This is a genomic window from Pseudomonas sp. MWU16-30316, from assembly GCF_020515645.1.
GTDB lineage: Bacteria > Pseudomonadota > Gammaproteobacteria > Pseudomonadales > Pseudomonadaceae > Aquipseudomonas > Aquipseudomonas cerasi.
The window spans coordinates 384,790-403,089 of record NZ_JAIZAZ010000003.1; the positions used below are offsets into that span (position 1 = coordinate 384,790).

Sequence of the window (18,300 nt, forward strand, 5' to 3'; positions counted from 1 at the left end):
CCTATCGCTTCTCCGTCAGTTGCTGATCGTCGGTAATCTGTTGCGCATGCGGTTTGCGGCGCAGCACGGTCAACACCCAGAAAAAGAATATAGGCACCAGAACCACGCCCAGCAGCGTCGCGCTGAGCATGCCGCCGATGACGCCAGTGCCGATGGCGCGCTGGCTTGCAGCGCCTGCGCCGGTGGCCAGGGTCAGCGGCACCACGCCAAGGATGAAGGCCAGCGAAGTCATGACAATCGGCCGAAAGCGCAGCCGTGCAGCCTGAAGTGCCGCGTCGCGCAGGGAATGGCCCTGATCCCAGAGTTCCTTGGCGAACTCGACGATGAGAATCGCGTTTTTCGCGGCCAGCCCGATGATGGTGATCAGGCCTACTTTGAAATACACATCATTGGGCATGCCGACGGCCGTCACGGCCAGCACGGAGCCCAGCGCGCCGACGGGAACGATCAGCATCACCACCAGCGGGATTGCCCAGCTCTCATACAACGCGACCAGCAGCAGGAACACCACCAGCAGCGCCAGGCCGAACAGTCCGACCGCCTGGCCGCTGGCGACTCTTTCCTGATAGGAGAGGCCAGTCCATTCGTAACCGATGCCTTGCGGTAGCCCGGAAACGATCCGTTCGATTTCCGCCATGGCCTCACCGGTACTGACGCCCGGTGCTGCATCACCGGAAATCCTGAATGCGGGGTAGCCGTTGTAGCGGGCGATCTGCACCGGGCCTTGTTCCCAGTGCGTCGAAACGAAGGCGCCCAGCGGCACCAGCGTGCCGCTGCTATTGGGTACGTAGAGCTTGAGCACGCTTTCCGGGGTCATTCGCGAACTTTGTTCGGCCTGCACGACCACGCGCTGTTGACGTCCGGCATTGGCGAAGTCGCTGATCACCGAGGAACCGAAAGCGGTGGACAGCGCATTGCTGATCGATTCGAAACTCACGCCCAGCGCCCGGGCCTTTTCGCGGTCGATGTTCAGGCGCAATTGCGGCGCTTCGGCCAGACCTTCCATCATCGCGTAGAGAATCTTCGGGTTGCCGTTGGCCTCGCCGAGCAGCTTGTCGCGTGCCGCCAGCAGGGCTTCGCGGCCCAGGCTTGCACGGTCCTGCAGGCGCAGCGAGAAGCCGCCCGAGGTGCCCAGGCCGTCGATAGGCGGTGGCGTCACCGCCATCACCGTGCCGTCGCCGAGCCCTGCAAAATGCCGGTTGAATGCCGCCGCTTCCTCAGCCGCTGACTGGCCCTTGCCGCGCTCCGACCAGTCCTTCAGGGTCGGGAACGCAAGACCGGCGTTTTCACCCATGCCCGAGAAGCTGAACCCCAGCAGCATGGTCACCGCACCCGTGGCTTCGCGGGACAGCATGTAGTTCTCGAGCAATTGCGCGGTGAGGTCGGTACGCGACCGGGTGGCGCCGGGAGGCAGTTGCACATCGATGATCAGATAGCCCTGATCTTCAACGGGCACAAAGGACTCCGGCAGGCGCAGGTAGAAAAAGCCCAGCAGACCGACGATACCGAGGTACAGCAGCATGTAGCGGCCGGCGCGCTTGATCATGCTCGAGCTGACGCGCTCGTAACGGTCGGTGAACGTGCCAAACAGACGATTGAAACCACCGAAGAAACCACGCTTTTCATGATGCCCGGCCGGGATCGGCTTGAGCAGCGTGGCACACAGCGCCGGGGTGAACGTCAGGGCCAGGAAACCTGAAAACAGAATCGACACGGCCAGCGACAGCGAGAACTGCTGGTAGATGACCCCGACCGAGCCGCCCATGAACGCCAGTGGCAGAAACACAGCGGCCAGGACCAGCGTGATGCCGAAAATCGCTCCGGAAACCTGCTGCATCGCCTTGACCGTTGCGGCGGCGGGAGAGAGGCCTTCTTCAGCCATGATCCGCTCGACGTTTTCCACGACCACAATGGCGTCGTCGACCAGAATACCGATGGCCAGCACCATGCCGAACATGGTCATCATGTTCACCGAGAAGCCCATCAGGTACATGATCGCCAGCGTTCCCGCCAGACACACCGGGACCACGATGGTCGGTATCAGCGTGTAACGGATGTTCTGCAGAAACAGGAACATCACCAGAAACACCAGGATCATGGCTTCGATGAGGGTGTAGATCACCTTGTCGATGGCTACGTCGACGAAGCGCGAGGTGTCGTACGGTATCGAAAACCCGACGCCTTCCGGGAAATTGACCGACAGCTCAGTGAGCCGCTGCTCGACGGCTCTGGCCGTCTGGATCGCGTTGGCGCCCGGCGACAGCTGTACGGCACCGGCGACGGCACGTTGCCCGTTCAGACGTGATTCGAAGCTGTAATCCTGGCTGCCGACCGCTACACGCGCCACATCGGACAGGTGCACCGCAGAGCCGTCTTCGTTGGCACGCAGAACGATGCGCCCGAACTCTTCCGGGTTGTCCAAAGTGCCCTTTACCGCCAGGGTGGCCGTCAATTCCTGCAGTGACGAGGCCGGGCTGCTGCCGAAGCTGCCTGCCGGAACCTGCACGTTCTGCGCCCGAATCGCGGCATTCACGTCGTCGATGGACAACCCGAAGCCCACCAGCTTCTGCGGATCGATCCATACCCGCATCGCGGCTTCGGCAGCGAAGAATTGCAGCCTGCCGACACCGTTCACCCGGCTGATTTCGTTATTGACGTTGCGTGCCGCGTAGTCGGCCAGCGCGACGGTATCCTTGTTGGTCGCGCCGTCCTTGTAGTTCAGGGTGTAGATCAACAGAAAACCGGAGCTGGCCTGTTCGACCTGCAGGCCCTGGCTGAGGACCGTCTGCGGCAAGCGTGCTTCGGCTTTCTTGATACGGTTCTGGACTTCGACCTGAGCCAGGTCCGGGTTGGTGCCTGGCACGAACGTCACGTTGATTTCCGCGCTGCCGGTCGAGTTGCTGGTCGACTCGTAATACAGCATCCCTTTGGCGCCGTTCAGTTCGTCCTCGATAACGCTGGTCACCGAATCGACCAGCACCTTCGCGGATGCGCCGGGGTAGGTGGCGGTGATGGTGATCTGCGGTGGCGCCACGTCCGGGTACTGCGCCACAGGCAGGGACGGCAGAGCCATCAACCCGGCGAGCAGGATGAACAGGGCAAGTACCCAGGCGAAGTTGGGGCGCTTGATAAAGAAGAGAGACATTGACAGTGATCCTCGGTCGCGCTGAAGGCGGCTTTATTGCGCCTTGGCCTGCGGTTGGGCGGATGGCGATTTGCGCGCGACCTTGTCGCCGGCGCTGAGCCCGGTCATATTGCCGACAATGACCTGTTCGTCTGCCTTCAGGCCTTCGGTGATCTGCCAGCGCGAATCCTGCATCGCCCCGGTTTTGACCGGACGCGCTTCGACCGTGCCGTCCTGGGTAATCACCAGCACGCGTGCCGCACCGTCGCCGGAGCGCTGAACGGCGCGCTGCGGGACAAGAATAGCGTTGCTGTCGACGCGCTGCGGTGTGCGCACCCGCACATACATACCGGGCAGTAGCACGCCCTTGGGATTGGCAAAGCGGGCGCGCAACGACACTTGGCCGGTGGTCCGGTCTACTGCGACATCGGTAAACAGCAGGGTGCCGGTGCTCGTGTAATCGGTGCCGTCGACACTCAGTGATAACGCGTCTTCGCCGCCCTTGGGCAAGCGGCCTTCCTGTATCGCGGCGCGCATCTGCAAGGCCTCGGCAGCCGGCTGGGTAAAGTCGGCGTAGACCGGGTCGAGTTGTTGAATGGTTGCCAGCAGCGTGGTTTCGCCCTGACCGACCAGCGCGCCCTCGGTCACCATCGCGCGGCCGATGCGGCCTGAAATCGGCGCCTTGACGGTGGCATAGCCCAGGTTCAGCCTGGCCGTTTCGACATCAGCCTGAGCCGACTTTTTAGCGGCGATTGCGTTTTGCAGTGCAGAGCGGGCGGTGTCGAAAGTCTGGCGGCTGACCGCTTCAATTTCCACCAGCGACTCGTAACGTTTGACCGTGGCCTGAGTCTCGAACAGCGTGGCTTCAGTGCGGGCCAGATCTCCCTGCGCCTTGGACAGCGCAGCCTTGAACGGCGCCGGATCGATCTGGAACAGCACTGCGCCGGCTTTCACATCGGCGCCTTCCTCGAAGTTGCGGCTCAGCACGATGCCGGCCACCCGCGCGCGAACCTGCGCCACACGCACCGGTTCGATACGGCCGGGCAGTTCGTCAACGACCGTGAACGATTCGGCGTTGACCGTAATGGCTTCCACCTCTTTGGGCGCTTTCGATGCCGCGTGATCCTGCTGCTGTTTCTGCTCGCACCCGGCCAGACCCAACGCTGCCAGCAGGGCTACTGCAGGCATCACACGCCAATCGCTGAAACTACTCATCGTTCACCCGGCCGCAGCCCATCAGATGCTAAAGCCGCGAATGATCCACTCTGAAAGCCGGTGAGTCAATATTGACTCACATGAGCCTTTAGTGACTAATTGTGTATGTGCTTTGAGAACCCGGTAAGGTTTCTGCACAATGCGCCGCCTGCCACTTATACGAGTTGAATACGTACCCAATGGAATTACCTGCTGCTGACGACAAATTTCTGAAGGCCCTGGCCGTTGCGCTGGTCGACCACTCCAACGGTACGCTCAAGGATATTGCTCAGGCGGCCGGCGTCAGCAAGGCGACGCTCAACCGCTTTTGCGGCACTCGCGCCAACCTCGTGGAATTGCTGCTCAATCATGCCTCGGACCTGATGAATCAGATGGTCGCCGACGCGGATCTGCAGACTGCTCCGCCGCTGGAAGCGCTTCAGCGGCTGGTCGACAACCACCTCATGCACCGCGAAATGCTGGTTTTTCTGGTGTTTCAGTGGCGTCCGGATTCGCTCGACGAAAGCAGCGGAGGGCGCCGCTGGTTGCCTTACTCCGACGCCCTTGACGCATTTTTCCTGCGTGGTCAGCGTGAAGGCCTGTTCCGGATCGACGTCGGTGCCGCCGTCCTGACCGAAATGTTCGCTGCGCTGCTCTCCGGGATGGTCGACGCCGAACGCCGTGGCCGTGTGGCACGCGCCGGTATGGGCGCGTTGGTGACCCAGTTCTTCCTGCACGGAGCGGCGGCACGATAGGCAGGTCTGTGCAGACGTCAGAAATCGTAGGCAATCTTGCTGTACCAGAAGCCACCGCCCGGATAGAACGGTGAGTTGCCGTACAGGTTGAGTCCAACGGCGGAGGGGATCGCGTTTTTGTCCGGGCGCACATCGAAGATATTGGTGCCGCCAACACTGAGGGTGATGTTGTCGTAGAGGGTGTAGGACACATCCAGGTCAGTGATCCACTTGGCACCGAAACTGCGGTCGCCGCTTTCCAGTTGCTGGAGCGTCTTGACCTTGCCATAACGAGTGGTTTGCAGGTTCACGCCCAAATCCCCCAGCGTCCATTTGCCTCCCAGCACCCATTTGGTTTTCGGTTGCGCATCAGTCAGATCGCCTTCGCGGGCCCGGCCGACCCAGGTCAGGCTGCCACCGGGGTTACTGCCCAGCTCCTGCAGGGCTGCCGGTGCATCCTTGACGTCGGTGATGACGGTCTTGTTGTAATTGAACCCGGCGCTCCAGCGCACATCACCCCATGCGCCGTACTGACTGGAGTGGTCGATAACGATATCCAGGCCGCGCGTGCGCGTGTCGAAGGCATTGGCGTAATACGAGGTCCAGGTGCTGGTGTCCACGCCCTGTGCGGCAAGAATCGGTGCAAGTGCCGGCCCGTACAGGCTTTCGGTTCGGGCGATGCGATCGGCAATCTCGATCCAGTAGGCGTCCGCTGTCAGGCTGGTGCGAGGTGCCGGTTGCCAGGTCACGCCAAACCCCAGGTTGCGCGATTTTTCCGGGTCCAGGCTGGTTGCGCCAAGCGCCTGGGCCAGCTCCGAGTTGACCGGCGCAATGCGCGTCACGGCGGGAATAATGGTGCCGTCTGGCGCAGCACCGACCCTGTTGTCGGAGATGCTGTAGCCGATCTGGGTCAGTGAAGGTGCACGAAAGCCGGTGCCGACGGTGCCGCGCACGGCGAAGGTGTCAGTGAATTCGTAGCGCGAGTTGAGCTTGGCGCTGACCGTGTTGCCCGAGTCATCATCGAAGTGCTCGGCGCGCAGGGCCAGATCGACGAACAGCGGTTCTATCGGGGTGATACCGAAATCGACGTAGGCTGCGTAGTTGTTGCGTTGCAGGCTGGTCGTATCCTGCGGCGAGATGACCGCTGCGGCCTGGGCGGCAATCGACGCCAGTTGCCCGGCCAGCGGGTTGGCCTGACCGTTGGGCAGGGTGGCCGGAAAACGATAGCCGCCGACCTGATAGGCCTGCGCGTCACCGGAAAAAGTCTGGAAACGCTCCCAGCGATGTTCAAGGCCTGCAGAAACTTGCAGCGGTACGCCAAACAGTCCGTCGAATGCGCGGGTAATGTCGATATTATTGACCCACTGTTCGAATCGATAGGTCGCCAGATCATCGAATGAAGTCGGGGAGGCCGGGCCCAGCGACGGGTTGATGGTCCTATCGCTGTACTGATGATTGTTATTGCGCCCGTACGTGGTGCTCAGGTCCCAGTTCCAGCCCAGTGCTTGACCCTTGCCGCCAATCAGATACTGGTAGTCGGTGTCGTCCAGATTGTTCAACGGGTAATAGCCATCGGCAAACAACTCGGGAATGTTGGCGTTGCCGTTGGGGTAGCGGAAGTAGTTGTAGATGATGGCGTCACGCTGCCCATAGGTGCCGTAGGAGTACAGTGTGGTCTGATCATCCAGCGGCAGTTCGGCGTTGTAGGCCAGGTTGAACGCCTTGATCTGCGGATCCCCGTTCTTAACCCCGACCCGGTCCCAGCTCGCCTCCCGAGGGTCGCCGGGAAAATAGGCGTTATTGGTGGCTTTCTCGTTCCAGCTGGCATCGCCACGTTTGCGGGCGTCCGCCGAGAGGTGCAGAAAGCCGCCGTCACCCAGTTCGAAGCCGGTGTCCCCTTCGAATTTGGTCACTTCGCCTTCGCCGCTGTACAGCTTGCCGTAAGTCACCCCCAGATGACCGCCCTCGGCGCCGGACTTCAGAATCACATTGATCACCCCGGCAATCGCGTCCGAGCCGTATTGCGCGGCGGCGCTGTCCTTGAGGACCTCGATACGCTCCACCGCACTGATGGGGATCATGTCAATGTCCACCGAGTTTGCGCCGCTGCTGTCGGTCGAGCCGTTGGCAGGCAGAGCACTGTTGTGACGGCGTTTGCCGTTGACCAGCACCAGCGTGTAAGCCGGTGCCAGACTGCGGTTGGACAGGGGGCGGATGGTCGAGTTATAGCCTGCGACGTTGGTGCCGTAGTTGAACGATGGCAGCAGTTTGGCGATGGCTTCGGTCAGGTCGGCGCGACCGGTTTTCAGTAACTGATCGCTGGTCACGATATCAATCGGGGCCGGGCTTTCAGTCACCGTGCGCTGAGCGCCGCGAATGCCGGTGGAAATTACCGTAACCTTTTCCAGACGTGCCTCCTCGTCGGTCGCTTCATCGGCAGCCTGAGCCGGATTCATCAGACCGAGGCCGACAAGCGCGATGCTTTTGATCAACGGGTTGTGCAGGGCAAGACGAGGGGCGTTAGCGAATAAGGCCATAGCGAAGTGATCCTTGGATGCTGAAAAATCCTGGGCACCTCCACACGGCAAGGGTCGGTTTGCTGGCGAATATAGAGTTATGAAACGGACCTGTGAAAGGCCTTTTGGCTATATGCTAATTATTAATTTATGGAATTATATTTTAAATGTTGATGCGTTATTTGCATTTAATGCTTTGCGTGTCGACCGCTGCAAGGGAGGCTGTTGGAGAGGTTGCAACGCCTGTGCTGTTTTGTCGCACGACGTATGGCAGCCCATGAGCGCGACGTTTGCGCGTCTGCTCATGGCTTGATACAGGATTGGCGGTATTCCCCATTGTCCTTGAGTGGTAAATTCGCCGCCTTTGAATTTGTCTGAACCCACGCGCCTTATCCTCAGGGGACGCAAGACATGACGCAACATCTGACACGCCGCGAGGTGGTCACTGGCCTCTCATTGCTGAGCCTTGGCCTGTTGACCGGCTGCGGCAGCTCCAATGCGTTGCCGTTCAAGCATGGCAAGGACATGAGCAACGAGATTGTCGGCCGCAACTTCCGGCTCAAGGATTCGCAAGGCAACGTCAAGACCTTGTCCAGCTTTCGCGGCCTGATGCCGATGATCTTCTTCGGTTTCACCCAGTGCCCGGCCATCTGCCCCACGGCGCTGGCGCGGGCTGCTCAAATCAGGAAGCTGATGGGCGAGGAGGGCAAGACGCTGCAGGTGGTGTTCATTACCCTGGACCCGGAGCGCGACACGCCCGAAGTGATTGACGCCTATGTGAAGGCCTTCGATCCGACGTTCGTCGCACTGTCCGGCACGCTTGAAGAAACGGCGGCAACGGCGAAGGAGTTCGGTGTATTCTTCGAGAAGGTCCCACTGGGTGACACCTACACGATCTCGCACACCGCGACCAGTTACGTCTACGACACCCGCGGTGTATTGCGCCTGGGGTTGTCGCACCGGCTGTCCGCTCAACAATGCACTGAAGATCTGCTCACTTTGATGGAAGTATGCTGATGACCGTTTTGATTCGTAACGTTGCAAAGCCGCTGCTGCTGAGCCTTTCGCTGTTGGGCCTGAGCGCTCAGGCCCTGGCCGAAACACACGTCGATGATGCCTGGGTTCGCGCCACCGTGCCGGGCCAGTCCGCTACGGGTGCGTTCATGCGTATCACCTCGGACACGGACAGCAAGCTGGTCGACGTTGCTTCACCTGTTGCGAAAACCGTGCAGATCCATGAGATGAACATGAAAGGCGACGTGATGAGCATGCAGCGCGTCAACTCGGTCGACCTGCCGGCCGGCAAACCGGTGATGCTCGATTCCGACGGCTACCACGTGATGTTCATGGGCCTGGCTGCCCAGGTCAAAGAAGGCGATCAGGTGCCTCTGACCCTGACCGTGGAAGATGCCAAGGGCGCGAAGCAATCGATCCAGGTCACTGCAGTCGCCAAGTCACTGACCAGCGACGAGCACAGCAGCCACGGCGATCACAGCGGCCATTGAGGCTTGCAGCATCGGACGCTGGGCACTCATCGTTATAAACCGGTCTTGTGGGAGCGAGCTTGCTCGCGAAGAGGCCGGCACAGCCCCCCAGCAACCAGGGTGCTCGATGCATCGGCAAGAGAGTGATCTACATGACGCCTATCGTTCCTCACGCTCCAGCGTGGGAATGCCTTTCGTGACGCTACGCGTCACAACTCTGTGCCTCACTGCACGTTCAAAAGCGAACCCGGAACGTCCGCCTCCTATATGCATTTAGGATCTAACCGGCGAACCAAATATTCTTTTCAGGAACAAGCTTTTTTCGGCGATGATTGCCTCGCCATATCGGCCTGAGGAAGGTGACTGATACCAACAGAACCTGGATTTTTATCATGAAAATGCAGGAGTGTATCAATGGGCAATGTCCAGACCGCAGCCAGTGCACATGATGTGCCTTGGCGCCAGACGCCGAGTGGCGACCTGGTCGATCTGGGGCGTCCTTTCCGTGCGCCACTGGCGTTATCGCGGCTGCAACGCACCCCCAAGCCCATTCTCGGGCGGCGCGAAGCCATTTTGCTCGGTGCGCTGGCGCTGGTATTTCATGGCGCAGTCATCTACTGGCTTAGCCAGAACCCGACGCCGACACTGCCAGTGGTGCCACCTGAAATTCCGCCGATGACCATCGAGTTTTCCCAGCCTGCGCCACCGGTTGTGGAAACACCGCCGCCACCGCCCGAGCCTGTCGTGCAGCCGGTGGTCGAACCGCCGCCTCCGATCGAGGACGAACTGGCCGTCAAGCCACCACCGCCAAAACCGATTCTCAAGCCCAAGCCACAACCGCCCAAACCGGTGGTCAAGCCGGTCGTGAAACCAGTAGCCAAGCCGGTTGAGCAGCCACCCTCGCCTCCGGCGCCTGCAGCCCCTGTCGCTGCGCCTGCGCCACCCGCTCCGCCGGCACCAAAGCCGGTAACCCCGGCCTCGGCCAGCGCGGGCTACCTGCGCAACCCGGCCCCGGAATACCCATCGCTGGCCATGCGTCGCGGTTGGGAAGGCACTGTGCTGTTGCGCGTACATGTATTGGCCAGCGGCAAGCCCGGCGAGATTCAGATACAGAAGAGCAGTGGTCGCGACCAGCTTGACGATGCCGCGCTGGCGGCGGTGAAACGCTGGAGTTTCGTTCCGGCCAGGCAGGGCGATGTAGCCCAGGATGGCTGGGTCAGCGTGCCCATTGATTTCAGGATCAAATAAGGATTCAAGATCAAATAACGTTTCAAGACCAAACCCGGCTATTCGATTGACCTGGCGAGCTACCTGAACCAAAGGCGCATCGCGACACACCCCATGCCTTGTTCAGACTTTGTTCAGAGAGAGCTGCGCCATGAACCTGATTGCTTCGCCTTTTGAATCCATCGAACACGCGGTCATCTGGCTGCTGGTCATTTTTTCCGTCGCTACCTGGGGCCTGGCCCTGCTCAAGGGCGTGCAGTTTTCGCGCCTTAAGTCTCAGGATCGCAAGTTCCACAAACAGTTCTGGGCCGCATCGAGCCTGGATTCCGCCGCTCAGCTGGCCCAGGAGCAACCGGGCGCTGCCGCTCGGGTCGCCCTGGCCGGTTACGCCGCCATTCAGGTGCCGGATGGCGCGCAGGCCAATGACCTCAGTCAGTCCATCAACCATCAGGACCGCCTTGAGCGCGCCTTGCGTCAGCAGATCGTCCGCGAGCGGCGCTCGCTGGAAACCGGTCTGGCCATCCTCGCCAGCATCGGCAGCACTTCGCCTTTCATCGGTTTGTTCGGTACGGTCTGGGGCATCATGTCAGCCCTCAAGGGCATCAGTGCGGCCGGTTCGGCAAGCCTGGAAACGGTAGCCGGGCCGATCGGCGCGGCGCTGGTGGCAACCGGCGTCGGCATTGCCGTCGCAGTGCCTGCAGTGCTGGTCTACAACTACTTTCTGCGACGCCTGAAACTGACCGCTGCCGATCTGGATGACTTCGCCCATGACTTCTACAGCCTGGCGCAGAAGAGCGCCTTCCGTGTGCTGCTGCATCCGGTATTGAAGTCGGGCACTGCGGGCGCGCACGTCGGGCAGAACGTGAAGGAGGCCTCCTGAGATGGCTTTTTCCACACAAGACACCGATGAAGTGCTGAGCGAGATCAATGTCACGCCGCTGGTAGACGTGATGCTGGTGCTGCTGGTGGTGTTCATCGTCACCGCGCCGCTATTGACCAACTCAATCCCGATCAACCTGCCCAAGACCGACTCGGTCGCTCCGGTGGAGCAGAAAGACCCATTGGTGGTGAGTATCGACGGGCAGGGCAAGCTGTTCATCAACAAGGACGAAATCCAGCCGGACTTGCTGGAAACCAACCTGAAGGCGGCCAAGGAAAAGGCGCCTGACGTACGCGTGCAATTGCAGGCGGACAATGGCGTGAACTACGGGGAAGTCGCGCGCGCCATGGCCTCCATCGAGCGTGCCGGGATTACCAAATTGTCGGTGATCACTGCCAGGTAACAGATTTATACCACCTACAGCTTCAACGGTTTTGGGCCGCATCCTCAGGCAGGTGCGGCCTTTTTTTGTCTGCATCGCAGGCATTTTTCAGTACTGACACAAATGCAGATTCTTATTCGTTATTGATATTTAAATATTTAAATCAATTTCATTAAGCTATAACGCATCGGGCCACCGGAACATCAATCAGACACCGTAATGATCGCCACCGTCCGCCGCACGGATCGCTCGTTGTAACCAGAGCAGAGTTTCTGGATCAGGGATTTTCAAGGGGTAGTGGTATGGGGTATTTCAAACGCAGTGTAGTGGCCTCGGCGATTTTTTCAGCCAATTTGCTGAGCGTCACGGGCATCAGTGCAAGTGCATTCGGCGCAGAAGCGACAGATGAGCAAAACACTCAGGGCGCGTCCACCCTGGGTACAGTGATCGTCACCGGCACCCGTGCGCAGGAGCGTACCGCCAGCGCCTCTCTTTCGCCCATCGATGTGATATCCGGTGACAGCCTGCGCAGTTCCGGCTCCAGCGAACTGGGTACCGTGCTGGCACGTTTGATCCCTTCGATCAATTTCCCCCGGCCGAGCCTGGTGGACGGTGCGGAGCTGACGCGTCCGGCGCAACTGCGCGGCCTGTCGCCGGATCAAGTGCTGGTGCTGGTCAATGGCAAGCGCCGCCACACATCTGCTTTCGTCAATCTGGGCGGGGCGGTCGGACGTGGTTCGGCACCTGCCGACCTGAATGCCATTCCGCTGTCGGCCATCGACCATATCGAAGTCCTGCGCGACGGTGCGTCGGCACGTTACGGGTCCGACGCCATCGCCGGGGTGATCAACATCATTCTCAAGAGCGCGGACCATGGCGGGTCGATTTCCAGCCAGTACGGCCAACACAAGAAGGGCGACGGTATCCAGCGTCAGGTGTCGGGCAATACCGGTTTTGCCTTGGGCGACAATGGCGCGTTCAACCTTTCCGGTGAAGGGGTCAACAACGACTACACCAACCGCGCCGGTGACGACTTTCGAGCGTCCAGTATCGGGTCCACCACTTACGGTCAGCAGGTGTTCCGCCAGGGTGAGCCGCAGACGCATGAGGGCAAGCTGCAGTACAACGCTGAATACAGCTTCAATGACGCGGCGGAGTTCTACAGTTTCGGGGGCTACAGCAAGCGGCGTGGCGAAACCGCCGCGTTCTATCGGCCGAGCAATGCTTCAAATAACATTGCGGCGATTTATCCCAACGGCTATCTGCCGCTGATCAACGGCACGCTCGAAGACACCTCGCTGGTCGCTGGCCTGCGGGGAGAGCTGGCGTATGACTGGCACTACGACGTGTCCGCCAACTATGGCAAAAACGCTTATGAGCTGCGCACCAAAACCATCAACACCTCATTGGGACTGAACACGCCGCGTTCCTTCTACAACGGCACGCTGACCAATGATCAGAAGCAACTGAGCCTCGACCTTTCCAGAGAATTCAATGCAGCGTGGTTGCCTTATCCGGTATCGGTTGCGTTTGGCGCGGAATACCTGCGTCAGGGCTATCAGATCGAGGCAGGGCAGGCGGAGTCGTATTTCCAGACCGGCAGTTCCGGGCTGGGCGGTTTCCGCGCGGCGGATGCAGGCAGTTACTCGCGGCATAACTTCGCACAGTACCTGGACCTGGAAACCAATCTGACCGAAAAGCTCGGTGTGTCGGCTGCCGTCCGCCACGAGGACTACAGCGATTTCGGGTCCAATGTCAGCGGTTCGCTTTCAGCGCGCTACGATTTCACTCCGCAGGTGGCCTTGCGAGGCAGCGTATCGACAGGCTTCCGCGCGCCTTCGCTGGCGCAACAGAACTTTACCTTCACGTCGTCGCAACTGATTGGCAACACCATCCAGGAAGCGGGCACGTTTCCGGCCGGCAGTAACGTTGCACAACTGTTGGGTGCCGAAGACCTCAAGCCGGAAAAGTCCCGCAACTACAGCCTGGGCCTGGTACTCCAGCCGCTGGACAGCCTGACCGTGACTGCCGACGTCTACCGCATCGACATTCAGGACCGTATCTCGCTGTCCTCCAATCTGGTGCTCAATAACACCGCCATCAATTACCTGCGCAGTAATGGCGTAGGCGATATCAACTACACCAGTGCCCGCTATTTCACCAACGCCACGGACACCAGCACCGATGGCGTCGATCTGGTCGCCAATTACCGCTACCAGTTCGACAACGGTGTGCGCTGGAACAGCACGGTGGGTTACAACTACAACCACACCAAAGTCACCGACGTGAAGGCCAACCCGGCGATTCTCGATCAGTTGGGAGTGAATCTGGTGCGGGTAGATCGCAGGGAGCGCATCGGTTTGCTGGGTGACACCACGCCACAACACAAACTGACACTGGGCAATGACCTGACGTTCGGCAATTGGGCGCTGCACTCCAACCTGGTCCGCTACGGCGAGTTCACCAGCTATCAGGCCGACAAGGTCAACGACCAGACCTTCAGCGCCGCCTGGCTGCTGGACCTGGCGGTCGACTACAAACTCAAGAGCTGGGTCTTCACTCTGGGCGGCGACAACGTCACCGACAAATACCCGGAAAAGCTCAACGACTTCTCCTCCAGCGGCGGCAACCTGGCCTACAGCACATTCTCTCCCTACGGGTACAGCGGCGCTTATTACTACGGCAAGGTGACGTATAACTGGTAGCGCGATTTGCCGCTGACTGTCGTTCCAATACGTTGCGTTTGCATAAAGCTCGTGATGCTGCAATACGACGCTATGCCTTGCTCCTGGGCACTGCACATAAACGAAAGCGCTTTTTTGGCGCGATGGCACTGACGACGCAAATTGCGACGTAAGTGACAGGGCGAAGGAACCCTACGAAGTCGGGCCGGAAACGGAGCCAGGGGCTTTGGTCACTTTGGCCCCATCAAAGTGACTCGCCGAGTGGCGAAAAGGTGACCTGAGTCGAACCCCAATCTACCTGACATCAAAAAACCGCTGTGTGACGCGGAGCGTCGGCCGCTGTGACGCGCTGATAAGGAGCAGAAATCTTGCGGTATTGGACATGCGATGCTCCATGGGGGGTGCCAATATTGGAGCATATCGCTATATAAAAATTTATTTAAATACCCTTTAGGAACATTAATAGACCCTCGTGGACACATGAAAACCCGGTAGCAGGACAGACTTTAATATTCTCATTTTTTATAATTAGCTTAGAAGTAAATGTGATTTTTAATTGAATCCCCATACGCCTAGTCTTGCTGATCAGTCAGCAGTCATCCAGGAGCAATACCATGAGCAACGTCAGCGCTTTGCCAGCCCACTCAGCTACGACGCCGTCGGGTAGCGGCAGCGTGCGCGACAGAGTGTCGCCGGAGGAATGGGAAGTCCGGGTCAAGCTGGCGGCGGCCTATCGGCTGGCGGCGCTCAAGCGCTGGACCGATCATATCTATACGCATTTCTCGGCACGCGTGCCGGGCCCCGACGAGCACTTTCTGATAAACGCGTTCGGGCTGCTGTTCGATGAAATCACCGCGTCCAACCTGGTCAAGGTCGATATTGACGGGACGATTGTCGATGACCCCACCGGGCTGGGTATCAACTACGCCGGTTACGTGATCCACAGCGCCATTCATGCTGCGCGCCACGACCTGCAAGCGGTGCTGCACACCCACACCCGTGACGGTATCGCCGTGTCGGCCCAAAAGGACGGGCTGCTGCCTATCTCTCAGCACTCGATTGCCTTCTCCGGCCGGGTGGCTTACCACGGCTATGAAGGCATTGCGCTGGACTTGAGTGAACGCGAACGGCTGGTCGCCGACCTGGGTGACAAAAGCGTGATGATCCTGCGCAACCATGGGTTGCTGACCGGCGGGGTGAGTGTCGAGCATGCGTTCCAGCAGCTTCATGCCCTTGAGTACGCCTGCAATATTCAGATTGCAGCGCAGTCGGCGGGTAACGCCGAACTGGTGTTCCCGCCGCGCGAGGTCATTGCCAGGGTGGAGCAGCAGGCAAAGGCCATCAAGGACGGGCATGCGCCGGGTGTCGCACGGCACTGGAATGCCCTGATTCGCGAGCTGGAGCGTAACGACACCGACTACAAGACCTGAGCCTGCAACGCAATGATGCGAGGCGCTTGAGGTTGGTGTAGTGTGCGCAGCCAAAACAAGGGGCGCACACATGCAAGACCTGCTGAACGAAATCCTCGATGAAGTAAGACCTTTGCTTGGCCAGGGCAAGGTAGCCGATTACATCCCGGCACTGGGCGAGGTCCGGCCAGATCAGCTGGGCATCGCGGTGTACGGCAACGATGGTCAGGTGTTCAGCGCCGGTGACGCCGAAACAGCGTTTTCGATACAGAGCATTTCCAAGGTGTTCAGCCTGGTACAAGCCATCGGCCACTCGGGCGAGGAGATCTGGCAGCGCCTCGGACACGAGCCTTCCGGCCAGCCGTTCAACTCGCTGGTGCAACTGGAATTCGAGCAGGGCAGGCCGCGCAACCCGTTCATCAATGCCGGTGCGCTGGTGATTTGCGACATCAACCAGGCGCGGTTTGCAGCACCGTCACTGTCAATGCGCGACTTCGTTCGACGCCTGTGCGGCAATCGGGCGATCACCTCCGACTCCAAAGTCGCTGACTCCGAATACCAGCACCGTTCGCGCAATGCTGCGGCGGCCTATCTGATGAAATCCTTCGATAATTTTCACGGCGATGTGGAAGACGTGCTGCGCAGCTACTTTCATCATTGTGCGCTGAGCATGAACTGCATCGACCTGGCCAAGGCGTTCGGGTTTCTGGCCCATCAGGGCTTTTGCGCCCACAGCGGCGAGCAGGTCCTTACGGCGCGACAGGCCACCCAGGTCAACTCGATCATGGCCACCAGCGGCCTGTACGACGAAGCCGGCAATTTCGCCTATCGCGTAGGCCTGCCGGGCAAGAGCGGGGTAGGCGGTGGTATCGTTGCGATCGTGCCCGAACGTGCTTCGGTCTGTGTATGGTCCCCGGAGTTGAACGCAGCGGGCAATTCCCTTGTCGGTATGGCTGCGCTGGAGAAACTCAGCGCGCGGGTCGACTGGTCGGTCTTTTGAGATAAAAAGCCTTCTGAAGTGAACAGCGCGTCGAAGCGCGAACCAGACAGGAGTCATGGATTGAATCGAAGGCTATGCAAATCGCTCCTGCTAAGCGTCGGGCTGCTGGTGTTGGCAGGCTGTGGCACGCAGCGCGTCCAGGAACCCGAACTGACGCCTGAACAGGCGCGTGCGCAGATCGTGCGTCTGATGCCTGCCAATGTGACGGATCGCCAGGCGTGGGCTACGGATATTCATGCCGCGTTTGCTGCGCAGAAGATTCCGCTGACCACCGAAAACCTGTGTTCGGTGATGGCCGTTACCGAGCAGGAGTCGACCTTTCAGGTCGATCCTGCGGTGCCGGACATGGGCCGCATCGCCCGCGCCGAAATCAACCGCCGCGCGGCGCGGCTGCACATTCCCAATGCGCTGATCGCCACTGCATTGCGCGTGCGCTCGCCGGACGGCAAGACTTACGGCAAACGCCTCGATTCTGCGCGCACCGAGAAAGACCTCAGCGCGATCTTCGATGATTTCATCGGCATGGTGCCGCTGGGGCAGACGTTGTTCGGCAACTTCAATCCGGTCAAGACCGGCGGGCCGATGCAGGTCAGCATCGCCTTTGCCGAGAAACACGCCGAGGATTACCCCTACACGGTCGATGGTTCGATTCGTCGCGAAGTCTTCACCCGCCGTGGCGGCATGTACTTCGGTATCGCCCACCTGCTGGGCTATCCGGTCAACTACACCCAGTCGCTGTACCGTTTTGCCGACTTCAATGCCGGCTGGTACGCAAGCCGCAATGCTGCCTTCCAGAATGCCGTGAGTCGGGCGACCGGCATCGAGCTGGCGCTGGATGGCGATCTGATCCGCTTTGACTCCACCTCGCCGGGCTCCACCGAGCTTGCGGTGCGCACCCTTGGCGATCGACTGGGCATGAACAAGTCGCAGATATGGAGCCAGCTCAAGCAGGGCGACACGCTGGAATTCGAGGAGACCGACCTGTACAGCAAGGTCTTTGCACTGGCGGACAGGGCAGCTGGCAAACCGTTGCCCAGAGCGATCCTGCCCGGCATCACCCTGAAAAGCCCGAAAATCACCCGTAACCTCACTACCGCCTGGTTTGCCGAGCGCGTCGACGACCGACGTGAGCGTTGCGTACAGCGCGCACCGAAGTGAGTTTGAATCAACGTGACAGGAGTTTCATCGTCATCGCATCGCGCTTGCCCTCGAAAAACGTATCCAGCACCTTCTGAAACACAGGTCGCTCAGGCGCTGCGATGCTGAACAGGGTCATGCTCGAATGCAGTTTCATGTCATCAGGCGAACTGAAGATCTGTCGTGCCGAACGTTCTACCTGAGGAGCAATGATGCCGGCGCACTGTTCCAGACGCGGGCCCAATACAGGATGTTGCAGGTAAGCCCGGGCCTCGTCGAGATCGGTGATTGCGTAGTGTCGCGCCGTGTCGCTGCGCCCCAGCCCTTGGATCTGCGGGAACACGAACCACATCCAGTGGGAGCGTTTCTGCCCGGCTTCGAGTTCTGTCAATACCTGCTGGAACAGCGGTTGCTGGGCATCGACAAAGCGTTGCAGGTTGTAAGCATCTTTCATGATGAGTTTCCTGTTTTTCAACGAACCTGTGGTCGTATGATGGCCGCCCGAGATGGGGGTTCGACCTGTCTGAAG

Annotated in this window: 14 protein-coding genes; 10 read left to right on the forward strand and 4 right to left on the reverse strand. The window is 59.8% G+C overall.

The features are described 5' to 3' along the window. Position 1 precedes the first annotated feature (1 nt). On the reverse strand, positions 2-3,145 hold the full coding sequence (locus LCH65_RS12840) for an efflux RND transporter permease subunit (protein WP_058397308.1): 3,144 nt from the start codon (positions 3,143-3,145) through the stop codon (positions 2-4). 33 nt (positions 3,146-3,178) lie between these two features. Further along, positions 3,179-4,339 carry an efflux RND transporter periplasmic adaptor subunit gene (locus tag LCH65_RS12845; RefSeq protein WP_003367240.1) on the reverse strand — a complete coding sequence of 387 codons (1,161 nt, stop codon included), beginning with the start codon at positions 4,337-4,339 and terminating at the stop codon, positions 3,179-3,181. 179 nt (positions 4,340-4,518) lie between these two features. On the opposite strand from LCH65_RS12845, the gene LCH65_RS12850 reads away from it, so the two are divergent. After that, complete coding sequence (locus tag LCH65_RS12850; protein ID WP_003367243.1) at positions 4,519-5,073, forward strand: LacI family DNA-binding transcriptional regulator; 555 nt, start codon at positions 4,519-4,521, stop codon at positions 5,071-5,073. Between the two features lie 17 nt (positions 5,074-5,090). Here the strand turns inward: LCH65_RS12850 and LCH65_RS12855 are convergent, their stop codons facing one another. Continuing rightward, positions 5,091-7,589, reverse strand: a complete 2,499-nt coding sequence (locus LCH65_RS12855) for a TonB-dependent receptor (protein ID WP_187809693.1) — start codon at positions 7,587-7,589, stop codon at positions 5,091-5,093. Between the two features lie 390 nt (positions 7,590-7,979). On the opposite strand from LCH65_RS12855, the gene LCH65_RS12860 reads away from it, so the two are divergent. From LCH65_RS12860 to LCH65_RS12900, 9 genes are all read left to right on the forward strand, one after another. Continuing rightward, positions 7,980-8,585, forward strand: coding sequence for an SCO family protein (locus LCH65_RS12860; RefSeq protein ID WP_003367246.1), 606 nt, complete (start codon positions 7,980-7,982; stop codon positions 8,583-8,585). Continuing rightward, positions 8,579-9,073 (forward strand): copper chaperone PCu(A)C, encoded by a 495-nt coding sequence (locus LCH65_RS12865; protein ID WP_074808144.1) that lies wholly within the window; start codon positions 8,579-8,581, stop codon positions 9,071-9,073. The genes LCH65_RS12860 and LCH65_RS12865 overlap by 7 nt, the downstream gene beginning before the upstream one ends. Before the next feature lie 393 nt (positions 9,074-9,466). Next, positions 9,467-10,300, forward strand: a complete 834-nt coding sequence (locus LCH65_RS12870) for an energy transducer TonB (RefSeq protein ID WP_226439522.1) — start codon at positions 9,467-9,469, stop codon at positions 10,298-10,300. Positions 10,301-10,430: 130 nt separating this feature from the next. Beyond that, positions 10,431-11,159: a MotA/TolQ/ExbB proton channel family protein gene (locus LCH65_RS12875; protein WP_054081809.1), complete on the forward strand. Its 729-nt coding sequence runs from the start codon at positions 10,431-10,433 to the stop codon at positions 11,157-11,159. Between the two features lies 1 nt (position 11,160). Then, the gene (locus tag LCH65_RS12880) at positions 11,161-11,562 is read left to right on the forward strand and encodes a biopolymer transporter ExbD (protein ID WP_044308364.1); all 402 of its coding nucleotides are present in this window, start codon (positions 11,161-11,163) and stop codon (positions 11,560-11,562) included. Positions 11,563-11,843: 281 nt separating this feature from the next. Continuing rightward, entirely contained in the window at positions 11,844-14,246 is a 2,403-nt protein-coding gene (locus LCH65_RS12885; protein WP_187809694.1) for a TonB-dependent receptor, read from the forward strand. 593 nt (positions 14,247-14,839) lie between these two features. Further along, complete coding sequence (locus tag LCH65_RS12890; protein WP_024662723.1) at positions 14,840-15,655, forward strand: class II aldolase/adducin family protein; 816 nt, start codon at positions 14,840-14,842, stop codon at positions 15,653-15,655. Positions 15,656-15,725: 70 nt separating this feature from the next. After that, on the forward strand, positions 15,726-16,634 hold the full coding sequence (gene glsB, locus LCH65_RS12895) for a glutaminase B (RefSeq protein WP_003367254.1): 909 nt from the start codon (positions 15,726-15,728) through the stop codon (positions 16,632-16,634). 87 nt (positions 16,635-16,721) lie between these two features. Further along, the gene (locus tag LCH65_RS12900; RefSeq protein ID WP_032609421.1) at positions 16,722-17,792 is read left to right on the forward strand and encodes a DUF1615 domain-containing protein; all 1,071 of its coding nucleotides are present in this window, start codon (positions 16,722-16,724) and stop codon (positions 17,790-17,792) included. Positions 17,793-17,799: 7 nt separating this feature from the next. Here the strand turns inward: LCH65_RS12900 and LCH65_RS12905 are convergent, their stop codons facing one another. Beyond that, positions 17,800-18,225, reverse strand: coding sequence for a DUF1810 domain-containing protein (locus tag LCH65_RS12905; RefSeq protein WP_060707668.1), 426 nt, complete (start codon positions 18,223-18,225; stop codon positions 17,800-17,802). Between the last annotated feature and the right edge of the window lie 75 nt (positions 18,226-18,300).

What these genes read in the sequence shown, in the direction of transcription:
- LCH65_RS12840 (WP_058397308.1), bottom strand. Translation starts at nt 3,145, where the DNA reads ATGTCTCTCTTCTTTATCAAGCGCCCCAACTTCGCCTGGGTACTTGCC.
- LCH65_RS12845 (WP_003367240.1), bottom strand. Translation starts at nt 4,339, where the DNA reads ATGAGTAGTTTCAGCGATTGGCGTGTGATGCCTGCAGTAGCCCTGCTG.
- LCH65_RS12850 (WP_003367243.1), top strand. Translation starts at nt 4,519, where the DNA reads ATGGAATTACCTGCTGCTGACGACAAATTTCTGAAGGCCCTGGCCGTT.
- LCH65_RS12855 (WP_187809693.1), bottom strand. Translation starts at nt 7,589, where the DNA reads ATGGCCTTATTCGCTAACGCCCCTCGTCTTGCCCTGCACAACCCGTTG.
- LCH65_RS12860 (WP_003367246.1), top strand. Translation starts at nt 7,980, where the DNA reads ATGACGCAACATCTGACACGCCGCGAGGTGGTCACTGGCCTCTCATTG.
- LCH65_RS12865 (WP_074808144.1), top strand. Translation starts at nt 8,579, where the DNA reads ATGCTGATGACCGTTTTGATTCGTAACGTTGCAAAGCCGCTGCTGCTG.
- LCH65_RS12870 (WP_226439522.1), top strand. Translation starts at nt 9,467, where the DNA reads ATGGGCAATGTCCAGACCGCAGCCAGTGCACATGATGTGCCTTGGCGC.
- LCH65_RS12875 (WP_054081809.1), top strand. Translation starts at nt 10,431, where the DNA reads ATGAACCTGATTGCTTCGCCTTTTGAATCCATCGAACACGCGGTCATC.
- LCH65_RS12880 (WP_044308364.1), top strand. Translation starts at nt 11,161, where the DNA reads ATGGCTTTTTCCACACAAGACACCGATGAAGTGCTGAGCGAGATCAAT.
- LCH65_RS12885 (WP_187809694.1), top strand. Translation starts at nt 11,844, where the DNA reads ATGGGGTATTTCAAACGCAGTGTAGTGGCCTCGGCGATTTTTTCAGCC.
- LCH65_RS12890 (WP_024662723.1), top strand. Translation starts at nt 14,840, where the DNA reads ATGAGCAACGTCAGCGCTTTGCCAGCCCACTCAGCTACGACGCCGTCG.
- glsB (WP_003367254.1), top strand. Translation starts at nt 15,726, where the DNA reads ATGCAAGACCTGCTGAACGAAATCCTCGATGAAGTAAGACCTTTGCTT.
- LCH65_RS12905 (WP_060707668.1), bottom strand. Translation starts at nt 18,225, where the DNA reads ATGAAAGATGCTTACAACCTGCAACGCTTTGTCGATGCCCAGCAACCG.